Origin of the sequence: Pelagivirga sediminicola, assembly GCF_003072125.1 — a bacterium.
Classification (GTDB): Bacteria; Pseudomonadota; Alphaproteobacteria; order Rhodobacterales; family Rhodobacteraceae; genus Roseovarius; species Roseovarius sediminicola.
Window position 1 is genome coordinate 1 of sequence record NZ_QCYH01000010.1, and the last position, 20,889, is coordinate 20,889.

The 20,889-nt window shown below is 66.2% G+C and carries 23 protein-coding genes and 1 tRNA gene; 15 read left to right on the forward strand and 9 right to left on the reverse strand.

Features of this window, described 5'->3' with window-relative positions; all coding sequences use genetic code 11:
- On the reverse strand, window positions 1-675 hold a 675-nt coding region (gene ku, locus DC366_RS14745), incomplete at its 3' end, for a non-homologous end joining protein Ku (RefSeq protein ID WP_108693004.1).
- A gap of 383 nt (window positions 676-1,058) precedes the next feature.
- Window positions 1,059-1,148, reverse strand: a tRNA-Ser gene (locus DC366_RS14750).
- Window positions 1,149-1,396: 248 nt separating this feature from the next.
- On the opposite strand from DC366_RS14750, the gene DC366_RS14755 reads away from it, so the two are divergent.
- The 8 genes from DC366_RS14755 to DC366_RS14790 are packed head-to-tail and all read left to right on the forward strand — an operon-like array spanning window position 1,397 to window position 8,243.
- Window positions 1,397-2,260 carry an SPOR domain-containing protein gene (locus tag DC366_RS14755; RefSeq protein WP_108693005.1) on the forward strand — a complete coding sequence of 288 codons (864 nt, stop codon included), beginning with the start codon at window positions 1,397-1,399 and terminating at the stop codon, window positions 2,258-2,260.
- Window positions 2,261-2,308: 48 nt separating this feature from the next.
- On the forward strand, window positions 2,309-3,475 hold the full coding sequence (locus DC366_RS14760) for a D-alanyl-D-alanine carboxypeptidase family protein (protein ID WP_108693006.1): 1,167 nt from the start codon (window positions 2,309-2,311) through the stop codon (window positions 3,473-3,475).
- A complete protein-coding gene (gene tmk / locus DC366_RS14765) occupies window positions 3,472-4,110 on the forward strand; it encodes a dTMP kinase (RefSeq protein ID WP_108693007.1) in 639 nt (212 codons plus the stop codon). The genes DC366_RS14760 and tmk overlap by 4 nt, the downstream gene beginning before the upstream one ends.
- Window positions 4,107-5,216 carry a DNA polymerase III subunit delta' gene (locus tag DC366_RS14770; protein ID WP_108693008.1) on the forward strand — a complete coding sequence of 370 codons (1,110 nt, stop codon included), beginning with the start codon at window positions 4,107-4,109 and terminating at the stop codon, window positions 5,214-5,216. Before tmk ends, DC366_RS14770 begins: the two co-directional genes overlap by 4 nt.
- A 9-nt stretch (window positions 5,217-5,225) precedes the next feature.
- A complete protein-coding gene (locus tag DC366_RS14775) occupies window positions 5,226-6,044 on the forward strand; it encodes a TatD family hydrolase (protein ID WP_108693009.1) in 819 nt (272 codons plus the stop codon).
- Window positions 6,044-6,856: an MBL fold metallo-hydrolase gene (locus tag DC366_RS14780; protein WP_108693010.1), complete on the forward strand. Its 813-nt coding sequence runs from the start codon at window positions 6,044-6,046 to the stop codon at window positions 6,854-6,856. Before DC366_RS14775 ends, DC366_RS14780 begins: the two co-directional genes overlap by 1 nt.
- 4 nt (window positions 6,857-6,860) lie before the next feature.
- Complete coding sequence (locus DC366_RS14785; protein WP_108693011.1) at window positions 6,861-7,790, forward strand: AEC family transporter; 930 nt, start codon at window positions 6,861-6,863, stop codon at window positions 7,788-7,790.
- Window positions 7,791-7,811: 21 nt separating this feature from the next.
- Window positions 7,812-8,243, forward strand: coding sequence for a PACE efflux transporter (locus DC366_RS14790; protein WP_108693012.1), 432 nt, complete (start codon window positions 7,812-7,814; stop codon window positions 8,241-8,243).
- Here the strand turns inward: DC366_RS14790 and DC366_RS14795 are convergent.
- Genes DC366_RS14795 through DC366_RS14810 form a run of 4 tightly spaced genes read right to left on the reverse strand, consistent with a single transcriptional unit; the run spans window position 8,234 to window position 12,032 of the window.
- Window positions 8,234-9,466, reverse strand: a complete 1,233-nt coding sequence (locus DC366_RS14795; RefSeq protein WP_108693088.1) for a mandelate racemase/muconate lactonizing enzyme family protein — start codon at window positions 9,464-9,466, stop codon at window positions 8,234-8,236. The two genes, DC366_RS14790 and DC366_RS14795, sit on opposite strands and share 10 nt — an antisense overlap.
- A gap of 56 nt (window positions 9,467-9,522) precedes the next feature.
- Window positions 9,523-10,509, reverse strand: a complete 987-nt coding sequence (locus DC366_RS14800; protein WP_108693013.1) for a threonine ammonia-lyase — start codon at window positions 10,507-10,509, stop codon at window positions 9,523-9,525.
- The gene (locus DC366_RS14805; protein WP_108693014.1) at window positions 10,506-11,348 is read right to left on the reverse strand and encodes an alpha/beta fold hydrolase; all 843 of its coding nucleotides are present in this window, start codon (window positions 11,346-11,348) and stop codon (window positions 10,506-10,508) included. The genes DC366_RS14800 and DC366_RS14805 overlap by 4 nt, the downstream gene beginning before the upstream one ends.
- Window positions 11,349-12,032 carry a haloacid dehalogenase type II gene (locus tag DC366_RS14810; protein WP_108693015.1) on the reverse strand — a complete coding sequence of 228 codons (684 nt, stop codon included), beginning with the start codon at window positions 12,030-12,032 and terminating at the stop codon, window positions 11,349-11,351.
- A gap of 301 nt (window positions 12,033-12,333) precedes the next feature.
- Here DC366_RS14810 and DC366_RS14815 point away from each other — a divergent pair, with 301 nt between their 5' ends.
- Together DC366_RS14815 and DC366_RS14820 are read left to right on the forward strand one after the other, a co-directional pair.
- Window positions 12,334-12,762, forward strand: coding sequence for an FKBP-type peptidyl-prolyl cis-trans isomerase (locus tag DC366_RS14815; RefSeq protein WP_108693089.1), 429 nt, complete (start codon window positions 12,334-12,336; stop codon window positions 12,760-12,762).
- 137 nt (window positions 12,763-12,899) lie between these two features.
- Entirely contained in the window at window positions 12,900-13,229 is a 330-nt protein-coding gene (locus tag DC366_RS14820) for a hypothetical protein (RefSeq protein WP_108693016.1), read from the forward strand.
- Window positions 13,230-13,391: 162 nt separating this feature from the next.
- On the opposite strand, the gene DC366_RS14825 is transcribed toward DC366_RS14820, so the two are convergent.
- Complete coding sequence (locus DC366_RS14825; protein ID WP_108693017.1) at window positions 13,392-14,381, reverse strand: NADPH:quinone reductase; 990 nt, start codon at window positions 14,379-14,381, stop codon at window positions 13,392-13,394.
- Window positions 14,381-14,812, reverse strand: a complete 432-nt coding sequence (gene irrA, locus DC366_RS14830) for an iron response transcriptional regulator IrrA (RefSeq protein ID WP_108693090.1) — start codon at window positions 14,810-14,812, stop codon at window positions 14,381-14,383. Before irrA ends, DC366_RS14825 begins: the two co-directional genes overlap by 1 nt.
- Window positions 14,813-15,007: 195 nt before the next feature.
- Between irrA and fabA the strand changes: the two genes are divergently transcribed.
- The 4 genes from fabA to DC366_RS14850 all read left to right on the forward strand — a co-directional run bounded on the left by fabA (window position 15,008) and on the right by DC366_RS14850 (window position 18,403).
- The gene (gene fabA / locus DC366_RS14835; RefSeq protein WP_108693018.1) at window positions 15,008-15,517 is read left to right on the forward strand and encodes a bifunctional 3-hydroxydecanoyl-ACP dehydratase/trans-2-decenoyl-ACP isomerase; all 510 of its coding nucleotides are present in this window, start codon (window positions 15,008-15,010) and stop codon (window positions 15,515-15,517) included.
- A gap of 30 nt (window positions 15,518-15,547) precedes the next feature.
- On the forward strand, window positions 15,548-16,777 hold the full coding sequence (locus DC366_RS14840; protein WP_108693019.1) for a beta-ketoacyl synthase N-terminal-like domain-containing protein: 1,230 nt from the start codon (window positions 15,548-15,550) through the stop codon (window positions 16,775-16,777).
- Between the two features lie 6 nt (window positions 16,778-16,783).
- Window positions 16,784-17,602, forward strand: a complete 819-nt coding sequence (locus tag DC366_RS14845) for an enoyl-ACP reductase FabI (RefSeq protein WP_243405147.1) — start codon at window positions 16,784-16,786, stop codon at window positions 17,600-17,602.
- Between the two features lie 132 nt (window positions 17,603-17,734).
- Window positions 17,735-18,403, forward strand: coding sequence for an FAD-binding oxidoreductase (locus DC366_RS14850; RefSeq protein ID WP_108693021.1), 669 nt, complete (start codon window positions 17,735-17,737; stop codon window positions 18,401-18,403).
- Window positions 18,404-18,407: 4 nt separating this feature from the next.
- Here DC366_RS14850 and DC366_RS14855 read toward each other — a convergent pair whose 3' ends face one another.
- Entirely contained in the window at window positions 18,408-19,280 is an 873-nt protein-coding gene (locus tag DC366_RS14855; protein WP_108693022.1) for a glycosyltransferase family protein, read from the reverse strand.
- Window positions 19,281-19,501: 221 nt separating this feature from the next.
- Between DC366_RS14855 and miaB the strand changes: the two genes are divergently transcribed.
- A complete protein-coding gene (gene miaB, locus DC366_RS14860) occupies window positions 19,502-20,830 on the forward strand; it encodes a tRNA (N6-isopentenyl adenosine(37)-C2)-methylthiotransferase MiaB (RefSeq protein ID WP_108693023.1) in 1,329 nt (442 codons plus the stop codon).
- Window positions 20,831-20,889: the final 59 nt, after the last annotated feature.

Genomic DNA, 20,889 nt, shown 5'->3' on the forward strand with positions numbered 1-20,889 from the left:
GGCATCCAGCAGATCCTGCATCGCCTCGGCATATTTGTCGTGATAGGCGCCGGCATCGAAGGGCGCGCTCTTGCGGTCGATCAGGGAGGTCGCGACCTCCAGCAGGTCCTTGTCGACCTTTTCATCCTCGATATCGGTGAATATCTGATCGGCCTCGCGCAGCTCGTCCTCGTAATGCAGCGTCTCCATCAGCAGCCCGTCACCGCAGGGCTTGACGGCCGCCAGATATTCCTTGCCCCGCATCGTGACCTGCCCGAGGCCCACCTTGCCCGCCTGCCGCAGCGCGTCGCGCACCACGCGGTAGGCATCCTGCGCCAGCTCGTCCGAGGCGCTGATGTAATAGGGCTTGTCGAAATAGAGCGGCGAGATTTCGCAGGCGTCGACGAACTGCACCAGTTCGAAGGTCTTCTTCGTCTCCAGCTTGATCGCGTCGATCTCGTCGGGATCCAGCAGGAGGTATTCGCCGTCATCCACCTCATATCCCTTGACGATGTCCTCGGTCTTGACCGGACCGATGCCGGGGACGGATTTTTCATACCGTATGCGCTTGCCCGACGGTTTGTGAATCTGGCGGAACGACACCCGCGCGCCCGATTTCGTGGCCGAAAATATCTCGACCGGGATGGAGACGAGCGACAGCCGAAGCTGCCCTTTCCAGAGTGCGCGCGGTGCCATGTCGGTCCTTTCCCTGCAAGACTCGCCGCCATGAGGGCGGGATACCTGAAGATATAGTTTCAGACCGATAATTGTTCCACATTCCGGTTATGCGAACTCCGGCTTGGTTTCCGCCTATGTCGAAGGCTTGACCAGCAACGCATACATTGCCTTTGCACACTCAATCCAACTGGGCATTGTCATCGATCTCCACCAGATCATCCTTACCAATGACCTTGGCAATACAAGAAAAAATCGATATATCAACGCGTTGATGGGTCGTGCTACATCGCCGCCTCATTGTCCCTTGTGCAGGGCAGAGACTGGCAAAATGTCACGGAGTCGGTTTGGTGACTTTTGAGTGCAGTCGATGTGTGGTTAAGAAATAATCAAATCAGGTCAGATGGCGGAGGAGGTGGGATTCGAACCCACGGAGGACTTACACCCTCGTCGGTTTTCAAGACCGGTGCATTCGACCACTCTGCCACTCCTCCGACGCGGATCTGTCTAGTGGGTGATGCGCGATTCTGAAAGCGCATCTTTTGGCATTGCGCCGCAGTCCGCAGCAGGGCGGGCCAAGGGGAATTCCGCCGAACCGGCACAGTTTGCTTTTCTTGGTGCCGGGGAACGGATATGGTGCGCGCACGTGGCAAAGACCGCGGTGACAGAGGCTATCTCGCCCTCTCGTGGCGCGGCAGGGCCGCGCGGCGGGCAGGGGCAGGAAAAGGGCAGGGGACGACGCATGGGATTGACATACGCGGGTGGCAGCGCCGGATGGCGCAGGGCGGCATGTGGGGGCGTGGCGCTCTTGATGCTGGCCGGGTGTCAGGGCACGGAGGGCGGCGGGCTTTTCGGCTCCAAGGCCAAGGACGAGCCTGCTTCCGTCACGGGTGATGCGTCCTCGGTCCGGCTGGTCGAGCGGGACGTGGAGGCGCCGGAGGTGTTCCAGGTCACCGACAAGGGGCTTTGGGACGGGCGGCCGTCGCTGGGGGGTGTCTGGGTGGCGCATCCCGACGTGAAGGATCCCGAGCGTGTCATCATCCGCAACACGACCAATTCCAAATTCGTCATCGGCGCGCTGTTTCGCCGCGAGCGGGCCAATCCGGGCCCGTCCCTGCAGGTCTCCTCGGACGCCGCGGCGGCGCTTGGCATGCTGGCGGGCGCCCCGGCCGAGTTGAACGTGACGGCGCTGCGCCGCGAAGAGACGCCCGCGCCGGGCGCCGCCGAGACGCTGGCGCCGAACGCCGTCGAGACGAGCAGCCTCGATCCGGTGGCCGATGTCGCCTCGGCCGCGATCGATGCCACGGAGGCGGAGGCCCAGCCCGCGCTGACACCGACGCCTGCGCCGGCCCCTGCGCCGCGCGCATCCTCGCTGGCCCGGCCCTATCTGCAGATCGGCATTTTCAGTGTGGAGCAGAACGCCGAGAATACCGCCACCGCCATGCGGCAGGCGGGGATGGTGCCGAAGGTCGTGAAACAGGAAAGCCAGGGCAAGGCGTTCTGGCGCGTGATTGTCGGCCCCGCCTCCACCGCATCCGAGCGCGACGCGCTGCTGAAAAAGATCAAGGGCGTCGGGTTTGACGACGCCTATGCCGTGTCCGACTGACGCGGCCCGACCCAAAGAGCAACCTGAACTGAACCCCGGATCCATGCCATGCTGACTTTTTTCAGAAACGCCCTGACCGCCCTGGCCCTTGGCTGCGCCGCATTGCCGGCCGCGGCCTTCGATACAGCGGCCAAGGCGGCGTATGTCGTGGACCTGGGGACCGGCACCGTCCTGCTGAACAAGAACGCCGATCAGCCGTTGCCGCCCGCGTCGATGTCCAAGCTGATGACGCTCTACGTCGCCTTCGAGGCGATCCGCGACGGGCGCCTGTCGATGGAGGAAAAGCTGCCCGTGTCGCAACACGCGATGAGCTATGGCGGCTCGACCATGTTTCTGGACACGACCGACCGGGTCAAGGTTGTCGATCTTCTGCGCGGCATCATCGTGCTGTCGGGCAACGATGCCTGCGCCGTCATCGCCGAGGCGCTCAGCCCCGACGGGACCGAGGCGGGATTTGCCCGCTTCATGACACAGCGCGCGCAGCAACTGGGCATGACCAACTCGACCTTTGCCAATTCCAACGGCTGGCCCGCGCCCAGCCACAAGATGAGCATGCGCGATCTGGCGCTGCTGGCGCGCCTGATCATCACCGATTTTCCCGATTTCTACCCGATGTTCGCGGAAACCGAGTTTGCCTTTGACGGCCGCGCGCCGCAGAACACGCAAAACCGCAATCCGCTGCTGAACCTCGGGATCGGGGCCGATGGTCTGAAAACCGGCCACACGCAGGCGGCGGGTTACGGCCTTGTCGGGTCTGCCAAGCAGGGCGAGCGGCGCATCGTGTTCGTTCTGTCGGGGCTTGAGACCCCGCAGGTGCGCGCCGAGGAGGCTGAAGCGATCGTCAACTGGGGCTTTCGCCAGTTTTCGGAAAACACCCTGATCAAGGCGGGCGCGGATGTGGCGCGCGCAGATGTCTGGATGGGCGATGTGCCCAAGGTGGGGCTGGTCACCGCCGAGGATGTGACCATGCTGCTGCCCGTTCTGGGCGATGACAAGATCGCCGCCGAAGTGATCTATACCGGCCCGCTTCAGGCGCCCATCGCGCAGGGCGACCGCATGGCCGAACTGGTCATCACCCCCGAAGGCATGCCCGAGACGCGCGTGCCGCTTCTGGCGGCCAATGACGTGCCGCGCGGCGGGTTTGCGGTGCGGCTGAAAACGGTCTCCGGCATCTTGCTGAACCGTCTGCGGCAGGGGCCAGAGGGCGCCTTGTGAGCGCGGGACCGGGCAAGAAACCGGGCCTTTTTATCAGCTTCGAGGGGATCGACGGGTCGGGCAAATCCACGCAGGCCCGGCTGTTGCAGGAGCATCTGCAAAAGGCCGGTCATGAGCCCGTGCTCACGCGCGAGCCGGGCGGCAGCCCCGGCGCCGAGGAGATCCGCGCGCTGGTGCTGAACGGCGCGGTAGACCGCTGGTCGCCCGAAACCGAGCTGCTGCTTTTTACCGCCGCGCGCCGCGATCATCTGGAGCGCACGATCCGCCCCGCGCTGGCCGCCGGGCGCATCGTCATCTGTGACCGTTTTGCCGATTCCACGCGCATGTATCAGGGCCTGCGCGGCGATGGTCTGCGTGCGCAGGTCGATGCGCTGCATGATCTGATGATCAGGCAGGAGCCGGACCTGACGCTGCTGATCGACATGGAGGCGGGCGCCGGCCTTGCCCGCGCGGTTCAGCGCGGCGGCGAGGGCCGGTTCGAGGCGTTCGGCGCGGATCTGCAAGTGGCGATGCGGCAGGGGTTTCTGGCGCTTGCGGATGAATTCCCGTCGCGGTTTCGCGTCATCGACGGCGCCCGCGACATCGCGGACGTCGCAGTGGACGTGCGCGCCATCGTGGCGGAGCGGCTGGCATGAGCGACGATGCCGTTCAGCCCGACCGTATCGAGGGCGCGCCGCATCCGCGCGAGACGCCGCGCCTGATCGGGCAGGGCGCCGCCGAGGCCGCGTTTCTGGATGCCTTTACCGGCGACCGGCTGCATCACGCCTGGCTGATCACCGGGCCGCGCGGGGTGGGCAAGGCGACCTTCGCGTGGCGCGCCGCGCGCTTTCTTCTGGCGCATGACGAAGGCGGGCTGCTGGGCGCGCCGATGGATCTGGACATCTCGCCCGATCATCCGGTGGCGCGCCGCATCCTCGCGCGGTCCGAGCCGCAGCTTTTCCACATCACGCGCTCGGTCAACGAGGATACCAAGCGCATGCGCGACATGATCGTGGCGCGCGACGTGCGCAGCCTGCATGGCTTTCTGGCCCTGTCCAGCGCCGATGGCGGGCGCCGCGCCGTGATCCTCGATTCCGCTGACGAGATGAACGTGCAGGCCGCCAACGCGCTGCTGAAAATGCTCGAAGAGCCGCCCGCGCGCACGACGCTGTTTCTCATCAGCCACCAGCCCTCGGGCCTTTTGCCGACCATCCGCTCGCGCTGCCGCGAGCTGCGTCTGCCGCCGCTGGATGCACAGGATATGGCCGCCGCGCTGGCACAGGCCGGGATCGACGCCGAGGGCGAGACGCAGGCGCTGGCCGCGCTTTCGGGTGGCTCGGTGGGCGAGGCGGTTCGGCTGATCAACCTGGGCGGGCTCAAGATCTATGCCGAACTGGTGCGCCTTTTCGCGGACCTTCCGAATATCGACCGGCCCCGCGCCCTTTCGCTGGCAAATGCCGCGGCGCAGCGCGGCGCCGAGGACAAGCTGAACCTCCTGATCTGGCTGATCGAGCTGATGCTGGGCCGCATGACCAGCACCGGCGCCACGGGCGCCGCCCCCAGCCCCGAGGGCGCGCCCGGAGAGGCGCAGATGCTGGCCCGCGCCGCGCCTGACCTGAGCGCGGCGCGCCGCTGGGCCGATTGCGCGCAGGACGTGGGCGCGCGGATGCGCCATGGCCGGGCGGTCAACCTTGACCCTGCCGCGCTCGTCCTAGATACCGTGTTCAGAATACAAAAGACGGCGGCGGGCCAGCCCGCCTGAAGGGCCTCGATGCACGCTGAAATCACCGACAGTCACTGCCACCTCGATTTCCCCGACTTTGCCGAGGAATTGCCGGAGGTCGTCGCCCGCGCGGTCGCGGCCGGGGTCACGCGCATGGTCACGATCTGCACGAAGCTGCGTCTTGAGCCGCAGGTGCGCGCCATCGCCGAGGAGCACGCGCCCGTCTTTTACGCGGCCGGCACCCATCCGATGAGCGTGGCGGGCGAGCCGATGGCAAGCGTCGATGACCTGGGCCGGCTGGCCGCGCATCCCAAGTTTGTCGGCATCGGCGAGACGGGGCTGGATTATCACTATACCGCCGAAAGCGCCGGGGCGCAGCAGGCGTCCTTGCGCACCCATATCGCCGCGGCGCGCCAGACGGGCCTGCCGCTGATCGTGCATGCGCGCGATGCCGACGCGGACATGGCGCGCATCCTCACCGAAGAGTTCAGGAACGGCGCCTATACCTGCGTGATGCATTGCTTTTCTTCCGGCGCGGCCCTTGCGCGTGCGGCGCTCGATCTGGATTTTTATCTCAGCATGTCGGGCATCGCCGCCTTTCCCAAAAGCCAGGAGATTCGCGATATCTTTGCCGCCGCCCCGCGCGAGCGCATCCTGGTGGAAACCGACGCGCCCTATCTGGCGCCGCCGCCCTATCGCGGCAAGCGCAACGAGCCTGCCTATACGGTCCACACCGCGCAGCGCGGCGCCGAGACGATGGGCATGGACTGGCCCGAATTCGCCGCGCAGACGCAGGCCAATTTCGACCGGCTCTTCACCAAGGTCGCAGCGTACGGGCGCAGCGCGGACAGCGGGGGGCAGGGCTGATGGCGACGCGGCGCTTCATCATCCTTGGCTGCAGCTCGTCCGGGGGCGTGCCGCGCATCGCCGAGAAGCCGGGCGGCGAGTGGGGCGAGTGCGATCCCGATGAGCCGCGCAACCGGCGCACGCGCTGTTCGGTCCTGATCGAGCAGGAGGGCGCGGATGGCGGCCTGACCCGCGTTCTGATCGACGCGTCCCCCGATCTGCGCGAGCAGCTCTTGCGCCACGGGATAGGCAAGCTGGATGCGGTGGTCTTTACCCACAGCCACGCCGATCATTGCCATGGCCTCGACGATCTGCGCGTGGTGGTGTTCAACATGCCCGGCCGCCTGCCGGTCTGGGCCGACCCGCCCACGCGCGATGCGCTGTTCGAGCGGTTCGGCTATGCGTTCCGCCGCCCCGAGGGGTCGTCCTATCCGCCGATCCTGGACATGAACATCATCGACGGCGATGTGACCGTCACGGGCAAGGGCGGGGCGATCACGCTGACGCCATTTCTGGTCAATCACGGGGCCATCGACGCGCTGGGGTTCCGCGTGGGCGATGTGGCCTATCTGCCCGATGTGGCGGATATGGACGAGCGCTGCTGGGATGTGGTGCAGGGGCTGGATATCTGGATCCTGGATGCGCTGCGCCGCACGCCGCATCCGACGCATATCCACCTTGCGCGCAGTCTGGAATGGCTGGCCCGCGCCGCGCCGCGGCTGGGGGTCATCACAAACATGCATAACGACATGGATTACCGCACCCTTGTGGCCGAGGTGCCGCAGGGCGTGGATGTTGCCTATGACGGAATGACGCTGACAGTCGAGATCTAGGGCGATGAGCGCGCTTCTGGATGTGGTCCTGCCCGTTTTCGTCGTGATCGGGGCGGGCTATGCGGTGGTCTGGCTGGGCTGGTTCAACGCGGCAAGCGTCGAGGGCCTGCTGCGCTTTACCCAGAATTTCGCGATCCCCTGCCTTTTGTTCACCGCCATATCGCAACTGGATCTTGGCCAGAGCTTCAACGCGCCGCTGCTGATCAGCTTTTACGCGGGCGCATTGGCGGGCTTTGGCATCGGCACCATGGCCGCGCGGCTGGTCTTCGGGCGCGACTGGCCCGAGGCGATCGCCATCGGGTTTTGCTGCCTGTTCTCCAACACCGTGCTTCTGGGCCTGCCCATCACCGAGCGCGCCTATGGCGCCGGCGCGCTGAGTGCGAATTTCGCCATCATCGCGCTGCACTCGCCGGTCTGCTACGCGGTCGGCATCACCGCGATGGAGATCGCGCGCGCTGGCGGCACCTCGCGCCGCGCCGTGCTGGGCAAGGTGCTCAAGGCGATGTTCTCCAACGCGCTGATCATCGGCATCGGGCTGGGCTTCATCGTCAACCTGACGGGGCTCGCCGTGCCGGACACGCTTGGCGAGGGGCTGGAGCTGATCGCGCGGGCGGCGCTGCCCGCGGCGCTTTTCGGTCTGGGCGGCGTGCTGGTGCAATATCGCCCCGAGGGCGATCTGCGCGTCATCGCGATGGTCGTGGCCGTGTCGCTGGTGGTGCACCCCGCGATCACGATGGCGCTGGCGCGGGTGCAGGCGCTGCCCGTGGATGCGCTGCGCAGCGCGGTCATCACCGGCGCCATGGCACCGGGGATCAACACCTATATCTTCGCCAACATGTATGGCGTGGCGCGCCGCGTCGCGGCCTCGGCGGTGCTGATCGGGACGGCGCTGTCGATCCTGACGGCGTGGCTGTGGCTGGGCCTGCTGCCGTAACCGAAACAGAAGGAAAGACCGATGCGCAGCACCGCAGACCGTATCCGCCACGCGCTTTTGTTCGAGGGGCTGGGCCTTGCCATCGTGGTGCCGGTGGGCGGCTGGGTGTTCAGCCTTGCCGCGCAGGACATGGGCGTGGTGGCCGTGGTCAGCGCGACGCTGGCGACGCTGTGGACCTATGTCTACAACCTCATCTTCGACAAGGTCATGCAGGCCCGCGTCGGCCATACGCGCAAGGACCTTGGCCTGCGCGTGATCCACTCCATCCTGTTCGAGTTCGGCCTGCTGCTGTTCCTGATGCCCTTCATCGCGTGGTACTTGGGCATTTCGCTGATCGCGGCGTTCTGGATGGATATCGCCTTTGCGCTGTTCTACCTCGTCTATGCCTTCGTCTATAACTGGATCTACGATATCGTCTTTCCGGTGCCGCAGCCCAGCCCGCGTCAGCCCTGACCCCTCGGCGCGCCGCCGCGAAACGCGTTGGGGCCGTGATAGCTGCAAGGCTCCTCAGTCATTTCCAGATGCAGCGCCTCGCCGCGCCAGGGATGCGCGCGGGCCAGATCCTCGTCCACCTCGATGCCAAGGCCGGGCGCGTCCGGCACCGGGATATACCCGTTCTCGACGCGCAATGAGCCGCGGATCAGGGCGCGGTGGAAATCGGTGTCGATCGTCTCGGCCATCAGCAGGTTGGGCAGGGACGCGGCCAGTTGCACATTGGCCGCCCATTCGATGGGGCCCGCGTAAAGATGCGGCGCAACTTGCGCATTATAGACCTCGGCCATGGCCGCGATCTTCTTGCACTCCCATATGCCGCCCGCGCGCCCCAGCGCCGGTTGCAGGATGCTGGCCGCACCCTCGCGCAGGACCGGCGCGAATTCGGCCTTGGTGCAAAGCCGCTCGCCGGTGGCGACGCTGAGGCCCGTGGCAGCGGCGACGCGCGCCATTGCCGCGACGTTGTCGGGCGGAATCGGCTCCTCGAACCATAGCGGATCGTAAGGCGCGATGGCGCGGCCCAGCCGGATCGCGCCTGCGGTGCTGAACTGCCCATGCGTGCCGAAAAGCAGGTCGGCGCGGGTGCCCACCGCCTCGCGGATGGCGGCGCAGAACTGAACGGATTGCTCGATGTCTTGCAGGGACGGCATGTGTCCGCCGCGCAAGGTGTAGGGACCGGCCGGGTCGAACTTGACGGCGGTATAGCCCTCGTCCACCAGATCGGCCGCGCTTTCGGCGGCCATGTCGGGCGAGGACCAGAATTCGTCCTCATCGTGGTGGGGCAGGGGATAAAGATAGCTGTAGGCGCGGATGCGGTCGTTCATGCGCCCGCCCAGAAGGGCATGGACGGGCCGCCCCCGCGCCTTGCCGACGATGTCCCAGCAGGCGATCTCCAGCCCCGAAAACGCGCCGATCACGGTCAGGTCGGGGCGCTGCGTGAAGCCGGACGAATAGACGCGGCGGAACATCATCTCGATATTTTCGGGGTTCTCGCCGGCCATGTGCCGCTCGAACACGTCCTCGATCACGCCGCGCATCGCCTCCGGGCCCACGCTGGCGGCATAGCATTCGCCCCAGCCGGTGATGCCGGTATCCGTCGTCACCTTCACCAGGATCCAGTAGCGCCCGCCCCAGCCGGGCGCGGGCGGCGAGGTGACGATGATGTCGAGCGTGGACAGGCGCATGGTCTGGCTCCTCATGGGCGGCCTTTCGCGCCGCAGGATCGGGGGATCGGTGCGCATCAGTGAAGGTCTCCGTACTGGCTCAGCGCGCGCTGGAAGATATCCGCATCCACGTTGCCGCCCGATATTGTCACGATCACATCATCCCCCTCGACCCGGCCCGCGTGAAAGAGGGCCGCGGCCAGCGCGACCGCGCCGCCCGGCTCGGCCACCAGTTTCAGCCGGCCCCATGCCAGCGCCATGGCACGCAGCGCCTCCTCGTCGCTGACGACCAGGCCGGGGCCGCAAAGACGCTGCAGGATGGGAAAGGTGATCTCGCCGGGCTGCGGCGTGATGATCGCATCGCACAGCCCGCCCGACAGGCGCGCGTTGCGCTGGATTTCCCCGCTGGCGAGCGAGCGGGCGGTGTCGTCGAACTCCTCCGGCTCGCAGGGGCGTGCGCGCAGGCCGGGCGCCTGCGCCTCCAGCGCCAGCGCGATCCCGGCGGTCAGCCCGCCGCCGCCGCAGCAGACCAGCACTTCGGCGCGCGCGATGCCCATGGCGGCCGCATCCTCGGCAATCTCCAGCCCGGTGGTGCCTTGGCCCGCGATGACCTGCGGCTCGTCATAGGGGCGGATGAGGGCCATGCCCCGTTCGCCGCGCAGCGCCTCGCCCAGCTCTTCGCGGCTCTCGCCCGCGGCGCGGTCATAGAGCACCACCTCGGCCCCCAGAGCGCGGGTGTTGGCGATCTTGAGTGCGGGCGCATCGGCGGGCATGATGATGACGGCGGGCACGCCATGCTGCGCCGCCGCCAGCGCGACGCCCTGCGCGTGATTGCCGGACGAGTAGGCCAGCACGCCGCGCGCGCGCGCGGTGTCCTCCAGCGCCGAGACGGCGGCATATCCGCCGCGATACTTGAAGCTGCCGGTATGCTGCAGGCATTCGGGCTTGACCCAGACGCGCCGTCCGGCGATGCGGTCCAGAAAGGGCGAGGACAGCAGCGGCGTGCGCCGCGCGTGCCCCTTTAGCCGCGCGGCGGCGGCGCGGATCATGTCGATATCGCTCATATGTGGTCTTTCAGATGGCTCAGGATACCCTCCAGCGCCGCACCTTCGTCGAGAAACGGAACGTGGCCCCGGTCCGGCACGGTGACGGCGCGCATGCCCGGCGCGCGGGCCTGCATCCGCGCGACGATATCCGCGCTCAGCAGATCGGAATTGGCGCCGTGCAGCACCGTCAGCGGCAGCGCGGCCAGCGCATCGAAGAACGGCCAGAGGTCCGGCGCGGGCTGCACGCCTGCCTGCGCCAGCGCCTCGCGCAGCCCGGCATCATAGCGCAGCGCCAGCCGCTCGCCGGGGACGGCGCGCCAGACATGCTCGGCATGCACGCGCCAGCGCGCGAGGGTGACGCCCGGAAACTGCACTGCATTGAGCGCGGCCAGCCCCTCTGCCGCCTCGTCATAGCTGCGGTATTTCGGGCGCCGCCCGACGTAATCCATGATCCGGCCCAGACCGCCCGGCGACAGTTCGGGGCCGATATCGTTCAGGATCGCGCCCTGCAGACGCTCCGGCGCCGCCATCGCCAACGCCATGGCGATCAGCCCGCCGCGCGATGTGCCAAGGATCGTGACACGCTCAAGGCCCAGATGATCGAGCAGCTCAAGCGCATCCTGCGCCTCTTGCGCGACGGTATAGGTGGCCGGGTCCGCCGCCTCCGACAGGCCGCGCCCGCGATAGTCCATGCGGATCACGCGATACCCAGCGAGGAACGGCAGCACGAACGCGAAATCCGCAGAGTTGCGCGTGAGCCCCGAAAGGCACAGGACCGGCGGCCCGTCGCCGCCCTCGGCCCCGGCGCTGTCGCGGTAATGCAGGCGCAGGCCGCCGGAGGTGGTCAGATCGGGCATCTAGAGACTCGCACAATCGGGCACGCCGCGCAGATCGCGCAGCACATGCGCCGGGCGGCCCGGCAACCGCTCGACCGGGGCGCCATCGCGGTTCACCCAGGCGACGGTAAACCCGTAGGCCGCAGCACCGGCCGCGTCCCAGCCATTGGAGGTGACGAACAGCACCTGACCCGGCGCGCAGGCAAAGCGGCGCGGCGCCATGTCATAGACGGCGCGCGCGGGCTTGAATATGCCGCACATCTCGGCCGAGAGCACGTCGTCCAGCAAGGGCCCGATCCCGGCCGAGGCGACGGCGGCGTTCAGCATCTCCGGCGTCCCGTTCGACAGGATCGCGGTGTTCAGCCCGGCCTCTTTCAGCGCGGCCAGCACGGCCTTCGCCTCGGGATAGGCCGCAAGCTCGTGGTAGAGCGCGAGCAGCCGGGCGCGCAGGGCGGCATCCTCGATCCCGTGCGCCTCCAGCGTCCAGTCGAGCGCGTCGCAGGTGATCTGCCAGAAATCGGCGCGGTCCTGCATGATCGTGCGCAGCCAGCTGTAATGCAGCTGGCGCAGGCGCCAGTCCCGCGCGATCTGCGGCCAGCATTCGGCCAGCCTGTCCTGTCCCGGCTCGGCGGCCGCGATGCGCGCGGCGGCGCTGACATCGAAAAGCGTGCCATAGGCGTCGAAGATGCAGGTGGTGATGGCCAAGGGCGCGCTCCGGCTGGGACAGGGGCAGACTGGCACGGATAAAGGTGCCGCGAAAGAGTGCAAATGGGGTTTGGCGGCGGTGAAATGCAGGGGGCATTTTCACGCCCGCCGCGTTGTGGCACCGCGAGTATATTAAAATATTCGTCCCTTATCAGTGGTTTGCCGACAAATCTGGCACAGCGGTTTGCAATCCGGCGCACCCGTTGCTAGGTAATTCGTCAATTCGCACAAGCACCCGCGCGCGGCGCGGCCTTGCCATTCATTCACCATCCCATATCCAAATCAGAACTGGAGTCTCATGATGACCGAAGTGAAATCGGGCGACACCGTCCATATCCATTACACCGGCACGCTGACCGACGGCACTGTCTTTGACAGCAGCGAAGGGCGCGATCCGCTGAAATTCGAGGTTGGCTCGGGCCAGATCATTCCCGGCCTCGACACCGCCATGCCCGGCATGAACGTGGGCGAGAAGAAGACCGTCGAAGTGCCCGCCGATCAGGCCTATGGCCAGGTTGACCCCAATGCGCGCCAGCAGGTCCCGCGCGAGGGCATCCCCGCCGACATCCCGCTGGATCCCGGCACGCAGCTTCAGGTGCAGACCGAAAACGGTCAGGTCCTGCCCGTGACCGTTCTGGAAGTCACCGAGGAGCATGTCACGCTGGATGCCAACCACGCGCTGGCCGGCAAGGATCTGAAGTTCGATATCGAGCTGGTCGCGATCGCCTGAAGGGCGCGCCGCACCCCCCCCCGTATGGAACGAGGAAAGCCCCGGTCGGATGATCCGGGGCTTTTTCGTTTGTTGATAACGTTGCTATGGGACGGAGACGCCCCGATGCGACATCTGATGAGGCTTGGACAATCGCTATGGATATCACCTTTCCCCGTCCGCGGGATAACGAGCCCTTCGCCTGGGGCCTGTCCGGTCCGGAGCCGGTCCAGATCTGGGAGAGATTTTCGTCGGCCTATGAGGCCCAGTTGGAACGGCTGGTTTCAACCTTGAGCGATCTAGGCTTCAGCCCCGCCATCGGCGGCTCCGGTTCGGAGGACGGCGAATATGTCAGGGCGGAATACGAGGGCAACAGCCGCATCGTCTTTTTCCATCATCTCGAAGATCCCGCCGATGCACGCTTCATATCCTCGCTTGACGACAGAGCGCTGCGAGACTGGATCGTGGAGACATGGATAGGCGCTTAGGAAAGGCTCAGGTTGCGCGGCAAGTCTGGTCGCGCCCAAGCAGCGCTACTGCTCGGGCAATCCCTCAGCGACCGCGCTCACGCGGCGACAGGCATCCCTGACCAAATAGCGGGCGGCCGAAAATCACGGGTTTTCTTTGCAGGGCCCGTTCGGGTCTTTCATTCAGCCGAGATCCAGCAGAACCGCGCCCGCGCGGCCCGGCGTCATCACCGCATCATGCGCCTCGGCGCAATCCTTGAGCGGATAGACCCGGTCGATGGCGGGGGTCAGAGCACCCGCGCTCAGCGCCCGGTGGAGGTGCTGGATGGCGGTTTGCCGCTGGGCGTCGGGCAGGATGTAGATCAACGTGATGTCGATCTTGAGCGCCTTGAACAGCAGCGGGCCGAAGGGCAGGGTGGGGGTCATGTCCTTGCCCGATCCATAGGCGGCGATGGTGCCCAGGGGGGACATGACCTCGGCCAAAAGGGCGGCGTTGGCGCCGAATTCAACCTCGACGGCGCGGGCGACCCCGGCACCTGCAGTGCCGTCTGTGATCTTGGCCGCCAGATCCGGGTCCGAATAGTCCAGCACCAGATCGGCGCCCGCGGCGCGCACCCGGTCCATGGATCCCGCGCTGCAGGTCGCGATCACGCGCGCCCCGGCCCATTTCGCCAGTTGCACGGCGTTGTGGCCCACGGCCCCGGCGCCGCCGCTGACAAGCACCGTCTGGCCCGCTATGTCGTCGCCGCCCAGCACCGTCTGCGCCGCGGTGAGGCCGGGAATGCCCAGCACCGCGCCGATCTGCGGGTCGAGGCCGTCCGGCATCGCCACCGCCTGCGCGGCCGGCAGGCAGATATATTCGGCCGCCGTGCCGAAGGCGCGCTGCCATTGCCCGTTCCAGACCCAGACCGGCTGGCCCACGCGGGCGGCATCGACGCCGGCGCCGACCGCATCGATCACGCCGACGCCGTCGGAATGGGGGATCACCCGCTCAAACGGCGGCTTCGTCACGCCCGGCCGCGTGCCCGAGCGGGCCTTGGCATCCGAGGGATTCACGCCGGAATGGCTGAGTTTCACGCGCACCTCGCCGGGGCCCGGCGCGGGCGTTTCGATCTCGCCCAGCTCGATGACGTCGGCGGCATCGCCGAAGCGGCTGTAGAACGCGGCCCGCATCAGGATTTCTGCCGCAGGCGGATGACCACGTCGACCGATGCGATCTCGGCCCCTTCGGGCGCGGTGGGCAGACGGGTGATTTCCAGCTGGTCGGCGGGCGCGTCGGTCAGACGGTTCTCGTCCTCCCAGAAGAAATGGGGGTGATCGTGGGTGTTAGTGTCGAAATAGGATTTCGTGCCGTCCACCAGAACCTCCTGCATCAGCCCGGCCTCGCAAAAGGCGCGCAGGGTGTTGTAGACGGTGGCCAGCGACACCTGCTCGCCGCAGCGCTGGACATCGGCAAAAAGGCTCTCGGCGGTGACGTGGCGGTGCTGGCCGTCGCCGATCAGCATCGCGGCCAAGGCCACACGCTGACGGGTCGGGCGCAATCCCGCGCCGGTCAGCCAGTCCGAGCCGCGCCGGCTCGCTTCAGGGGTCGCTGTGCATGTCATCTTGCGGGCATCCTTCCGTCTTGCGCCAATATAGGGTGCGGGGGCGCGGAATTTCAAACAGATTTCCCGGCATGGCACCCGCAGCGCGTCCCGCGCAGGCTTGCATGGGCGCGGGCGCGGGTGCTAGAGGATATGGCGCGATCACGAAAGACGACCAGAGCACGCCAGAGTTTCAAGTTCAAAAGGACCGCCCGAATGGCAGACTACCCCACGCAGTTCGGAAAAGAAGACCTGCTGAAATGCGCCCGAGGCGAGCTTTTCGGCCCAGGCAACGCGCAGCTTCCGCTGCCGCCCATGCTGATGATGGACCGCATCACCGACGTGTCGTCGGATGGCGGCGCGCATGGCAAGGGGCATATCACCGCCGAATTCGACATCACGCCCGACCTGTGGTTTTTCGAATGCCATTTTCCCGGCAACCCGATCATGCCCGGCTGCCTTGGCCTTGACGGGCTGTGGCAGCTGACCGGCTTCAACCTCGGCTGGCGCGGCTGGCAGGGGCGCGGCTATGCGCTGGGCGTGGGCGAGGTCAAGCTGACCGGCATGGTAAGACCGGATCGCAAGATGTTGACATATCACGTGGATTTCACCAAGGCCGTGCAGAGCCGCCGCCTGACCATGGGCGTCGCCGATGGCCGGGTCGAGGCCGATGGCGACGTGATCTACCAGGTCAAGGACATGAAAGTCGCGCTCAGCGAAAGCTGACGGCTGACACACGACAAGAGGGAGAGCGCCATGCGCCGCGTGGTCGTAACAGGGCTGGGTATCGTCTCATCCATCGGAAACAGCGCGGATGAGGTGCTGGCATCGCTCAAGGACGGGCGGTCGGGAATCACCGCGAATGCCGAAATGGCCGAGCACGGGTTTCGCAGCCAGGTTGCGGGCGCGATCGATCTGGATCCGGCCGACCAGATCGACAAGCGCACGCTGCGCTTCATGGGGCCGGGCGCGGCCTATGCCTATATCGCGATGCGCCAGGCGATCGCCGATGCGGGGCTTGAGGAAAAGGACGTGGTGAACCCCATGACCGGCCTCATCGCCGGATCGGGCGGCCCGTCGACCAGCGCGATGCTGCAGGCGCACCAGACCGTGCTGAAGACCGGCGCGACCAAGCGCATCGGTCCCTTTGCGGTGCCCAAATGCATGTCGTCCACGGTCAGCGCGAATCTTGCGACCGCGTATCAGATCAAGGGCATGAATTTTTCCATCACCTCGGCCTGCTCGACCTCGCTGCATTGCATCGGCATGGCGGCGCAGCAGATCGCGCTGGGCCAGCAGGACGTGATGTTCGGCGGCGGCGGCGAGGAGCTGGACTGGACGCTGTCCTGCCTGTTCGATGCGATGGGCGCGATGTCGTCGAAATACAACGACACGCCGGAAAAGGCGTCGCGCGCCTTCGACGCGGGCCGCGACGGCTTCGTGATTTCCGGCGGCGGCGCAATGCTGGTGCTGGAAGCGCTGGAGCATGCAGAGGCGCGCGGCGCCAAGATCTACGCCGAAGTCACTGGTTTTGCTGCCACTTCCGACGGCGCCGACATGGTCGCGCCCTCGGGCGAGGGCGGCGAGCGGGCGATGCGCGGCGCGCTGCGCACGCTGGGCGAGGATCGCAAGGTCAGCTATATCAACGCGCATGGCACATCGACGCCCGTCGGCGACGTGGGCGAGGTGGAGGCGGTGCGCCGCGTCTTCGGCCAAGGGTCCACCCCGCCGATCAGCTCGACCAAGTCGATGACCGGCCACAGCCAGGGCGCGACCGGCGCGCAGGAGGCGATCTATTGCCTTCTGGCACTTGAACATGACTTCATAATCCCTTCAATCAACGTCGAAAATCTCGATCCTGCACTCGATCCGGCCGAGGTGGCGACCGCCCGCGTCGACGATGCCGGGCTTGATACGGTGATGACCAATTCCTTTGGCTTCGGGGGCACCAACGGCTCGATGCTGCTGAGCAAATTTCATGGATAAACGCGCATGACACAGACACCCGACTTGCCGACCGCCCCCCTGCCGATGCAGGGCAAGCGCGGGCTGATCATGGGCGTCGCCAATGACCGCTCGATCGCGTGGGGCATTGCCAAGGCGATGCATTCGGCGGGCGCCGAGCTGGCCTTCAGCTATCAGGGCGAGGCGTTCGGCAAACGGCTGGAGCCGCTGGCGGCCAGCGTCGGGTCCGATTTCATGGTCGATGTGGACGTGACCGATGACGCGTCGCTTGATGCCGGTTTCGCGGCGCTGGCCAAGCGTTGGACGACCATTGACTTCGTCGTGCATGCCATTGCTTTTTCAGATAAATCCGAGCTGACAGGCCGGTTTTTGAACACCAGCCGCGCGAATTTCAAGCATTCGCTGGAGATATCTTGCTACAGCTTTATCGATGTGGCGCGGCGCGCGCATCCGCTGATGCAGGAAAACGGCGGCACGCTGCTGACGCTGACCTATCAGGGCAGCAACCGCGTGGTTCCCAGCTATAACGTGATGGGCGTCGCCAAGGCGGCGCTGGAGTCGGCGACGCGCTATCTGGCCAATGATCTGGGCCCCGACGGGATCCGCGTCAACGCCATATCGCCCGGTCCAATGAAGACGCTGGCCGGCGCGGCCATCGGCGGGGCGCGGCGCACGTTCAAGCATACCGACATGAACGCGCCGCTGCGCGCCAATGCCACGCTGGACGCGATCGGCGGCACGGCGGTTTATCTGGCCTCCGACGCGGGAGCCTGCACCACGGGCGAGATCATCCGCGTCGATGGCGGCTATCACGTGCTGGGCATGCCGCAGGCCGAGAACCTCTGACGCTGACCGCCGCGCCCGCAGGGATGCGGCGGATTTGAGTATTTTTGCCAAGATGAAGCACGAAAGGATGCAGCCCGCACGCGGGAACGCGGGCGCGGCGCCGCGCGTTGTTCGGTCAAAGGAGATTTGACCATGGCCCATACACTCACGCTGCGCGCGATCGAACCTGTCACCCATGACACCCATCACCTCGTGTTCGAGCGTCCCGAAGGCTTCGCATTCGAGCCAGGGCAGGCGATCGAAATGAAGCTGCAAAAGGACGGCTGGCGCGACGAGGGCCGCCCCTTCACGCCGATCAGCCAGCCGGACGAGGAGACGCTGGAATTCGTGATCAAGAGCTATCCGTCGCATGACGGCGTCACCGAGCAGATCGCGAAGTTGCAGCCCGGCGACGAGGTCAGCATCGAGGGCCCCTTCGGCGATATCCGTGACAAGGGGCCGGGCGTTTTCATCGCCGGCGGCGCCGGGATCACGCCGATGATCGCACTTTTGCGCAAGAGGCTGGCCGATAACGGAACCTTGAAGGGCTCCACGCTGGTCTTTTCGAACAAGACCGAGGATGACATCATCCTGCGCGAGCAGCTTTCCGCGATGCCGGGCCTGACGGTTGCCTTCGTCGTGTCCGACGGCCCGGGCGACACCGTGCCAAAGCGCAAGCTGGACCGCGATTACCTGCGCCAGTTCATCGAGCCTGGAACGCTGTGCTACCTGTGCGGACCGCCGCCGATGATGGATGTTCAGGCCGAGCTTGATGCGCTAGGGGTCGATCCCGGCGATGTGGTGGCGGACGACTGGAGCTGACGCGTCAGAACCACTGGCCCGGCTCCATCAGGCCCAGGTCCAGCAGCTGGCGGGAATGCCACTCGAACGGCACCGAATTGTGCCATTTGAATGTGGGGATGTCGAAGGTCGATCCGGGGTTTCGTTTCAACGCCTTGGCCGTGCGGAAGGATGCAATGGCCGCCGTCAGGTTGTTGTGCCATGGGCAGGCATAGGTGTTGTACTCTTCGTCTGAGAACACGTTCCCCTGGCGCAGCTCCAGCCCTCGTTTCGTGCGGAAAATCGCAATCCGGTCGATGGTGCGGCGGGGGGCGGGGATGTGTTCCTCGTAGCGCCAGCGCAGGCCGCCGAAGAAATCCAGCTGCCGGTCCTTGGGGTGGCCGTAATTGGCCGGGTCCGGCCGGGCGAGCGCGTAATAGCCCGACTTGTCCAGCCACACATCCTCCAGCGCGACGGCGCCGGGGTGCGTGTCCAGATCGCCGGCATAGACATCCACGACATAGGTCAGCATCGCGTCGCGCCGCTCTTCGGTGTGAAAGCTCAGCATTTCGCCGATGCTGCGCGTCTCGCAGAACGGATAGAAAAGATATTCGGCGTTGAAGCAATAATAGAGCCATGTTCCCGGCGGCGCGGCGGCGATGATGCGGTTCACCGCGTCGATATGGCCGGTGCCGCCCGATCCGTCGTGATCGACGCGCACCGCGCGTTTGGCCACATCGGCAGGCAGGCTGAAACCGGGCGGCATCAGCGCGACGACCGCCTTGAAGCCCAGCGATGCATGATGGCGCCATGTCGTGTCGAGCTCGACCTCATCCTCGGCAAAGATCAGCGCGACAGGCCCCTTGGCCAGGTGGGCCGCGCCGCGTGTGCAGAAATCCTGCAAAGATGTGTAATGCATGCCGCTCTTCTTCGTGTTTGGGCGCAGACTCGGCCAATTCGGCGCGCATTGCAAGACGGCGCCGCTGTGTTATAAAGCGTTTCGCGAAAAACCTGAATCACCGGGCCTTCGCGGAGCGCAGCGCAACACATGAGCGTTGCCCGCGTTTCACCTTAACCGATCATACCGTGGCCCGCGCGCCGCGCCCCTTTCATCACCCGCGCATCGTCCGGAGGCCCGTCATGGCAGAGCCAAAGAAGCTCTACATCAAGACATATGGATGTCAGATGAACGTCTACGATTCCGAGCGCATGGCCGAGGCCATGGGCAGCGCGGGCTATACCGAGGTGTCCAGCGCGGATGAGGCGGACATGATCCTGCTGAACACCTGCCACATCCGCGAGAAGGCGGCGGAAAAGGTGTATTCCGAGCTGGGCCGCTTTCGCGATCTGAAGGACGCCAAACCCGATCTGAAGATCGGCGTTGCGGGCTGCGTCGCGCAGGCCGAGGGGGCCGAGATCATGCGCCGCCAGCCGCTGGTCGATCTGGTGGTGGGCCCGCAAAGCTATCATCGCCTGCCCCAGATGGAGGCCAAGCTGCGCCAGGGCGGCACCGCGCTGGACACCGATTTCCCCGAAGAGAGCAAGTTCGAGAAGCTGAAGCGCCGCCCCAAGGCGCCGCGCGGCCCGGCGGCATTCCTGACCGTGCAGGAGGGCTGTGACAAGTTTTGCGCCTTCTGCGTCGTGCCCTACACCCGCGGCGCCGAGGCATCGCGCCCCGCTGCCCGCGTCATCGACGAGGCCAAGGATCTGGTGGAGCGCGGCGTGCGCGAGATCACGCTGCTGGGCCAGAACGTCAACGCCTATCACGGCGCCGGTCCCAAGGGCGACGACTGGTCGCTGGCGCGACTGATCTGGGCGCTCAATGACATCGACGGGCTGGAGCGCATCCGCTTTACCACCAGCCACCCCAACGACATGGGCGAGGATCTGATCGAGGCGCATGGCACCTGCGCCAAGCTGATGCCCTACCTGCATCTGCCGGTGCAATCGGGCAGCGACCGCATCCTCAAGCGGATGAACCGCAGCCATACGGCGGACAGCTATATCCGCCTGATCGAGCGTATCCGCGCCGCGCGGCCCGATCTGCTGCTGTCGGGCGATTTCATCGTCGGCTTCCCCGAAGAGACCGAGGCCGATTTTCAGGCGACGCTCGATCTGATCGAAGAGGTCCGCTATGGGCAGGCCTATTCGTTCAAATATTCCACCCGCCCCGGCACCCCGGCCGCCGAGCGCGTGCAGGTGGACGGCGCCGAGGCGACCGAGCGGTTGCAACGGCTTCAGGCGCTTTTGACGCGCCAGCAGCGCGAGATCCAGCAGGCGATGGTCGGGCGCGACCTGGATGTTCTGCTTGAGCGGGCAGGGCGCCAGCCGGGCCAGATGGTGGGCAAGTCGCAATATCTGCACGCCGTCCACGTGACCGCGCCGGACGCGGCGCCGGGCGACATGGCGCGTGTGCGGGTGCAGGAATCGGGCGCCAACTCGCTGGGCGGTGTGCTGATCGGCGCCTGAATGCCGCGAATCGCCGTGCCGTGCGCGCGTGCTCTGCGACGCTCCATCTAAGGGCTGCA

Excerpts from the sequence above, each read along its gene's own strand:
- DC366_RS14785 (WP_108693011.1), top strand. The coding sequence starts at position 6,861 with ATGAGCGCGCTTCTGGATGTGGTCCTGCCCGTTTTCGTCGTGATCGGG.
- DC366_RS14855 (WP_108693022.1), bottom strand. The coding sequence starts at position 19,280 with ATGCATTACACATCTTTGCAGGATTTCTGCACACGCGGCGCGGCCCAC.
- DC366_RS14845 (WP_243405147.1), top strand. The coding sequence starts at position 16,784 with ATGACACAGACACCCGACTTGCCGACCGCCCCCCTGCCGATGCAGGGC.
- fabA (WP_108693018.1), top strand. The coding sequence starts at position 15,008 with ATGGCAGACTACCCCACGCAGTTCGGAAAAGAAGACCTGCTGAAATGC.
- DC366_RS14800 (WP_108693013.1), bottom strand. The coding sequence starts at position 10,509 with ATGAGCGATATCGACATGATCCGCGCCGCCGCCGCGCGGCTAAAGGGG.
- DC366_RS14795 (WP_108693088.1), bottom strand. The coding sequence starts at position 9,466 with ATGCGCCTGTCCACGCTCGACATCATCGTCACCTCGCCGCCCGCGCCC.
- DC366_RS14840 (WP_108693019.1), top strand. The coding sequence starts at position 15,548 with ATGCGCCGCGTGGTCGTAACAGGGCTGGGTATCGTCTCATCCATCGGA.
- DC366_RS14850 (WP_108693021.1), top strand. The coding sequence starts at position 17,735 with ATGGCCCATACACTCACGCTGCGCGCGATCGAACCTGTCACCCATGAC.
- miaB (WP_108693023.1), top strand. The coding sequence starts at position 19,502 with ATGGCAGAGCCAAAGAAGCTCTACATCAAGACATATGGATGTCAGATG.
- DC366_RS14815 (WP_108693089.1), top strand. The coding sequence starts at position 12,334 with ATGACCGAAGTGAAATCGGGCGACACCGTCCATATCCATTACACCGGC.
- DC366_RS14805 (WP_108693014.1), bottom strand. The coding sequence starts at position 11,348 with ATGCCCGATCTGACCACCTCCGGCGGCCTGCGCCTGCATTACCGCGAC.
- DC366_RS14770 (WP_108693008.1), top strand. The coding sequence starts at position 4,107 with ATGAGCGACGATGCCGTTCAGCCCGACCGTATCGAGGGCGCGCCGCAT.
- DC366_RS14775 (WP_108693009.1), top strand. The coding sequence starts at position 5,226 with ATGCACGCTGAAATCACCGACAGTCACTGCCACCTCGATTTCCCCGAC.
- DC366_RS14825 (WP_108693017.1), bottom strand. The coding sequence starts at position 14,381 with ATGCGGGCCGCGTTCTACAGCCGCTTCGGCGATGCCGCCGACGTCATC.
- DC366_RS14755 (WP_108693005.1), top strand. The coding sequence starts at position 1,397 with ATGGGATTGACATACGCGGGTGGCAGCGCCGGATGGCGCAGGGCGGCA.
- DC366_RS14760 (WP_108693006.1), top strand. The coding sequence starts at position 2,309 with ATGCTGACTTTTTTCAGAAACGCCCTGACCGCCCTGGCCCTTGGCTGC.
- irrA (WP_108693090.1), bottom strand. The coding sequence starts at position 14,812 with ATGACATGCACAGCGACCCCTGAAGCGAGCCGGCGCGGCTCGGACTGG.
- DC366_RS14780 (WP_108693010.1), top strand. The coding sequence starts at position 6,044 with ATGGCGACGCGGCGCTTCATCATCCTTGGCTGCAGCTCGTCCGGGGGC.
- DC366_RS14820 (WP_108693016.1), top strand. The coding sequence starts at position 12,900 with ATGGATATCACCTTTCCCCGTCCGCGGGATAACGAGCCCTTCGCCTGG.
- DC366_RS14790 (WP_108693012.1), top strand. The coding sequence starts at position 7,812 with ATGCGCAGCACCGCAGACCGTATCCGCCACGCGCTTTTGTTCGAGGGG.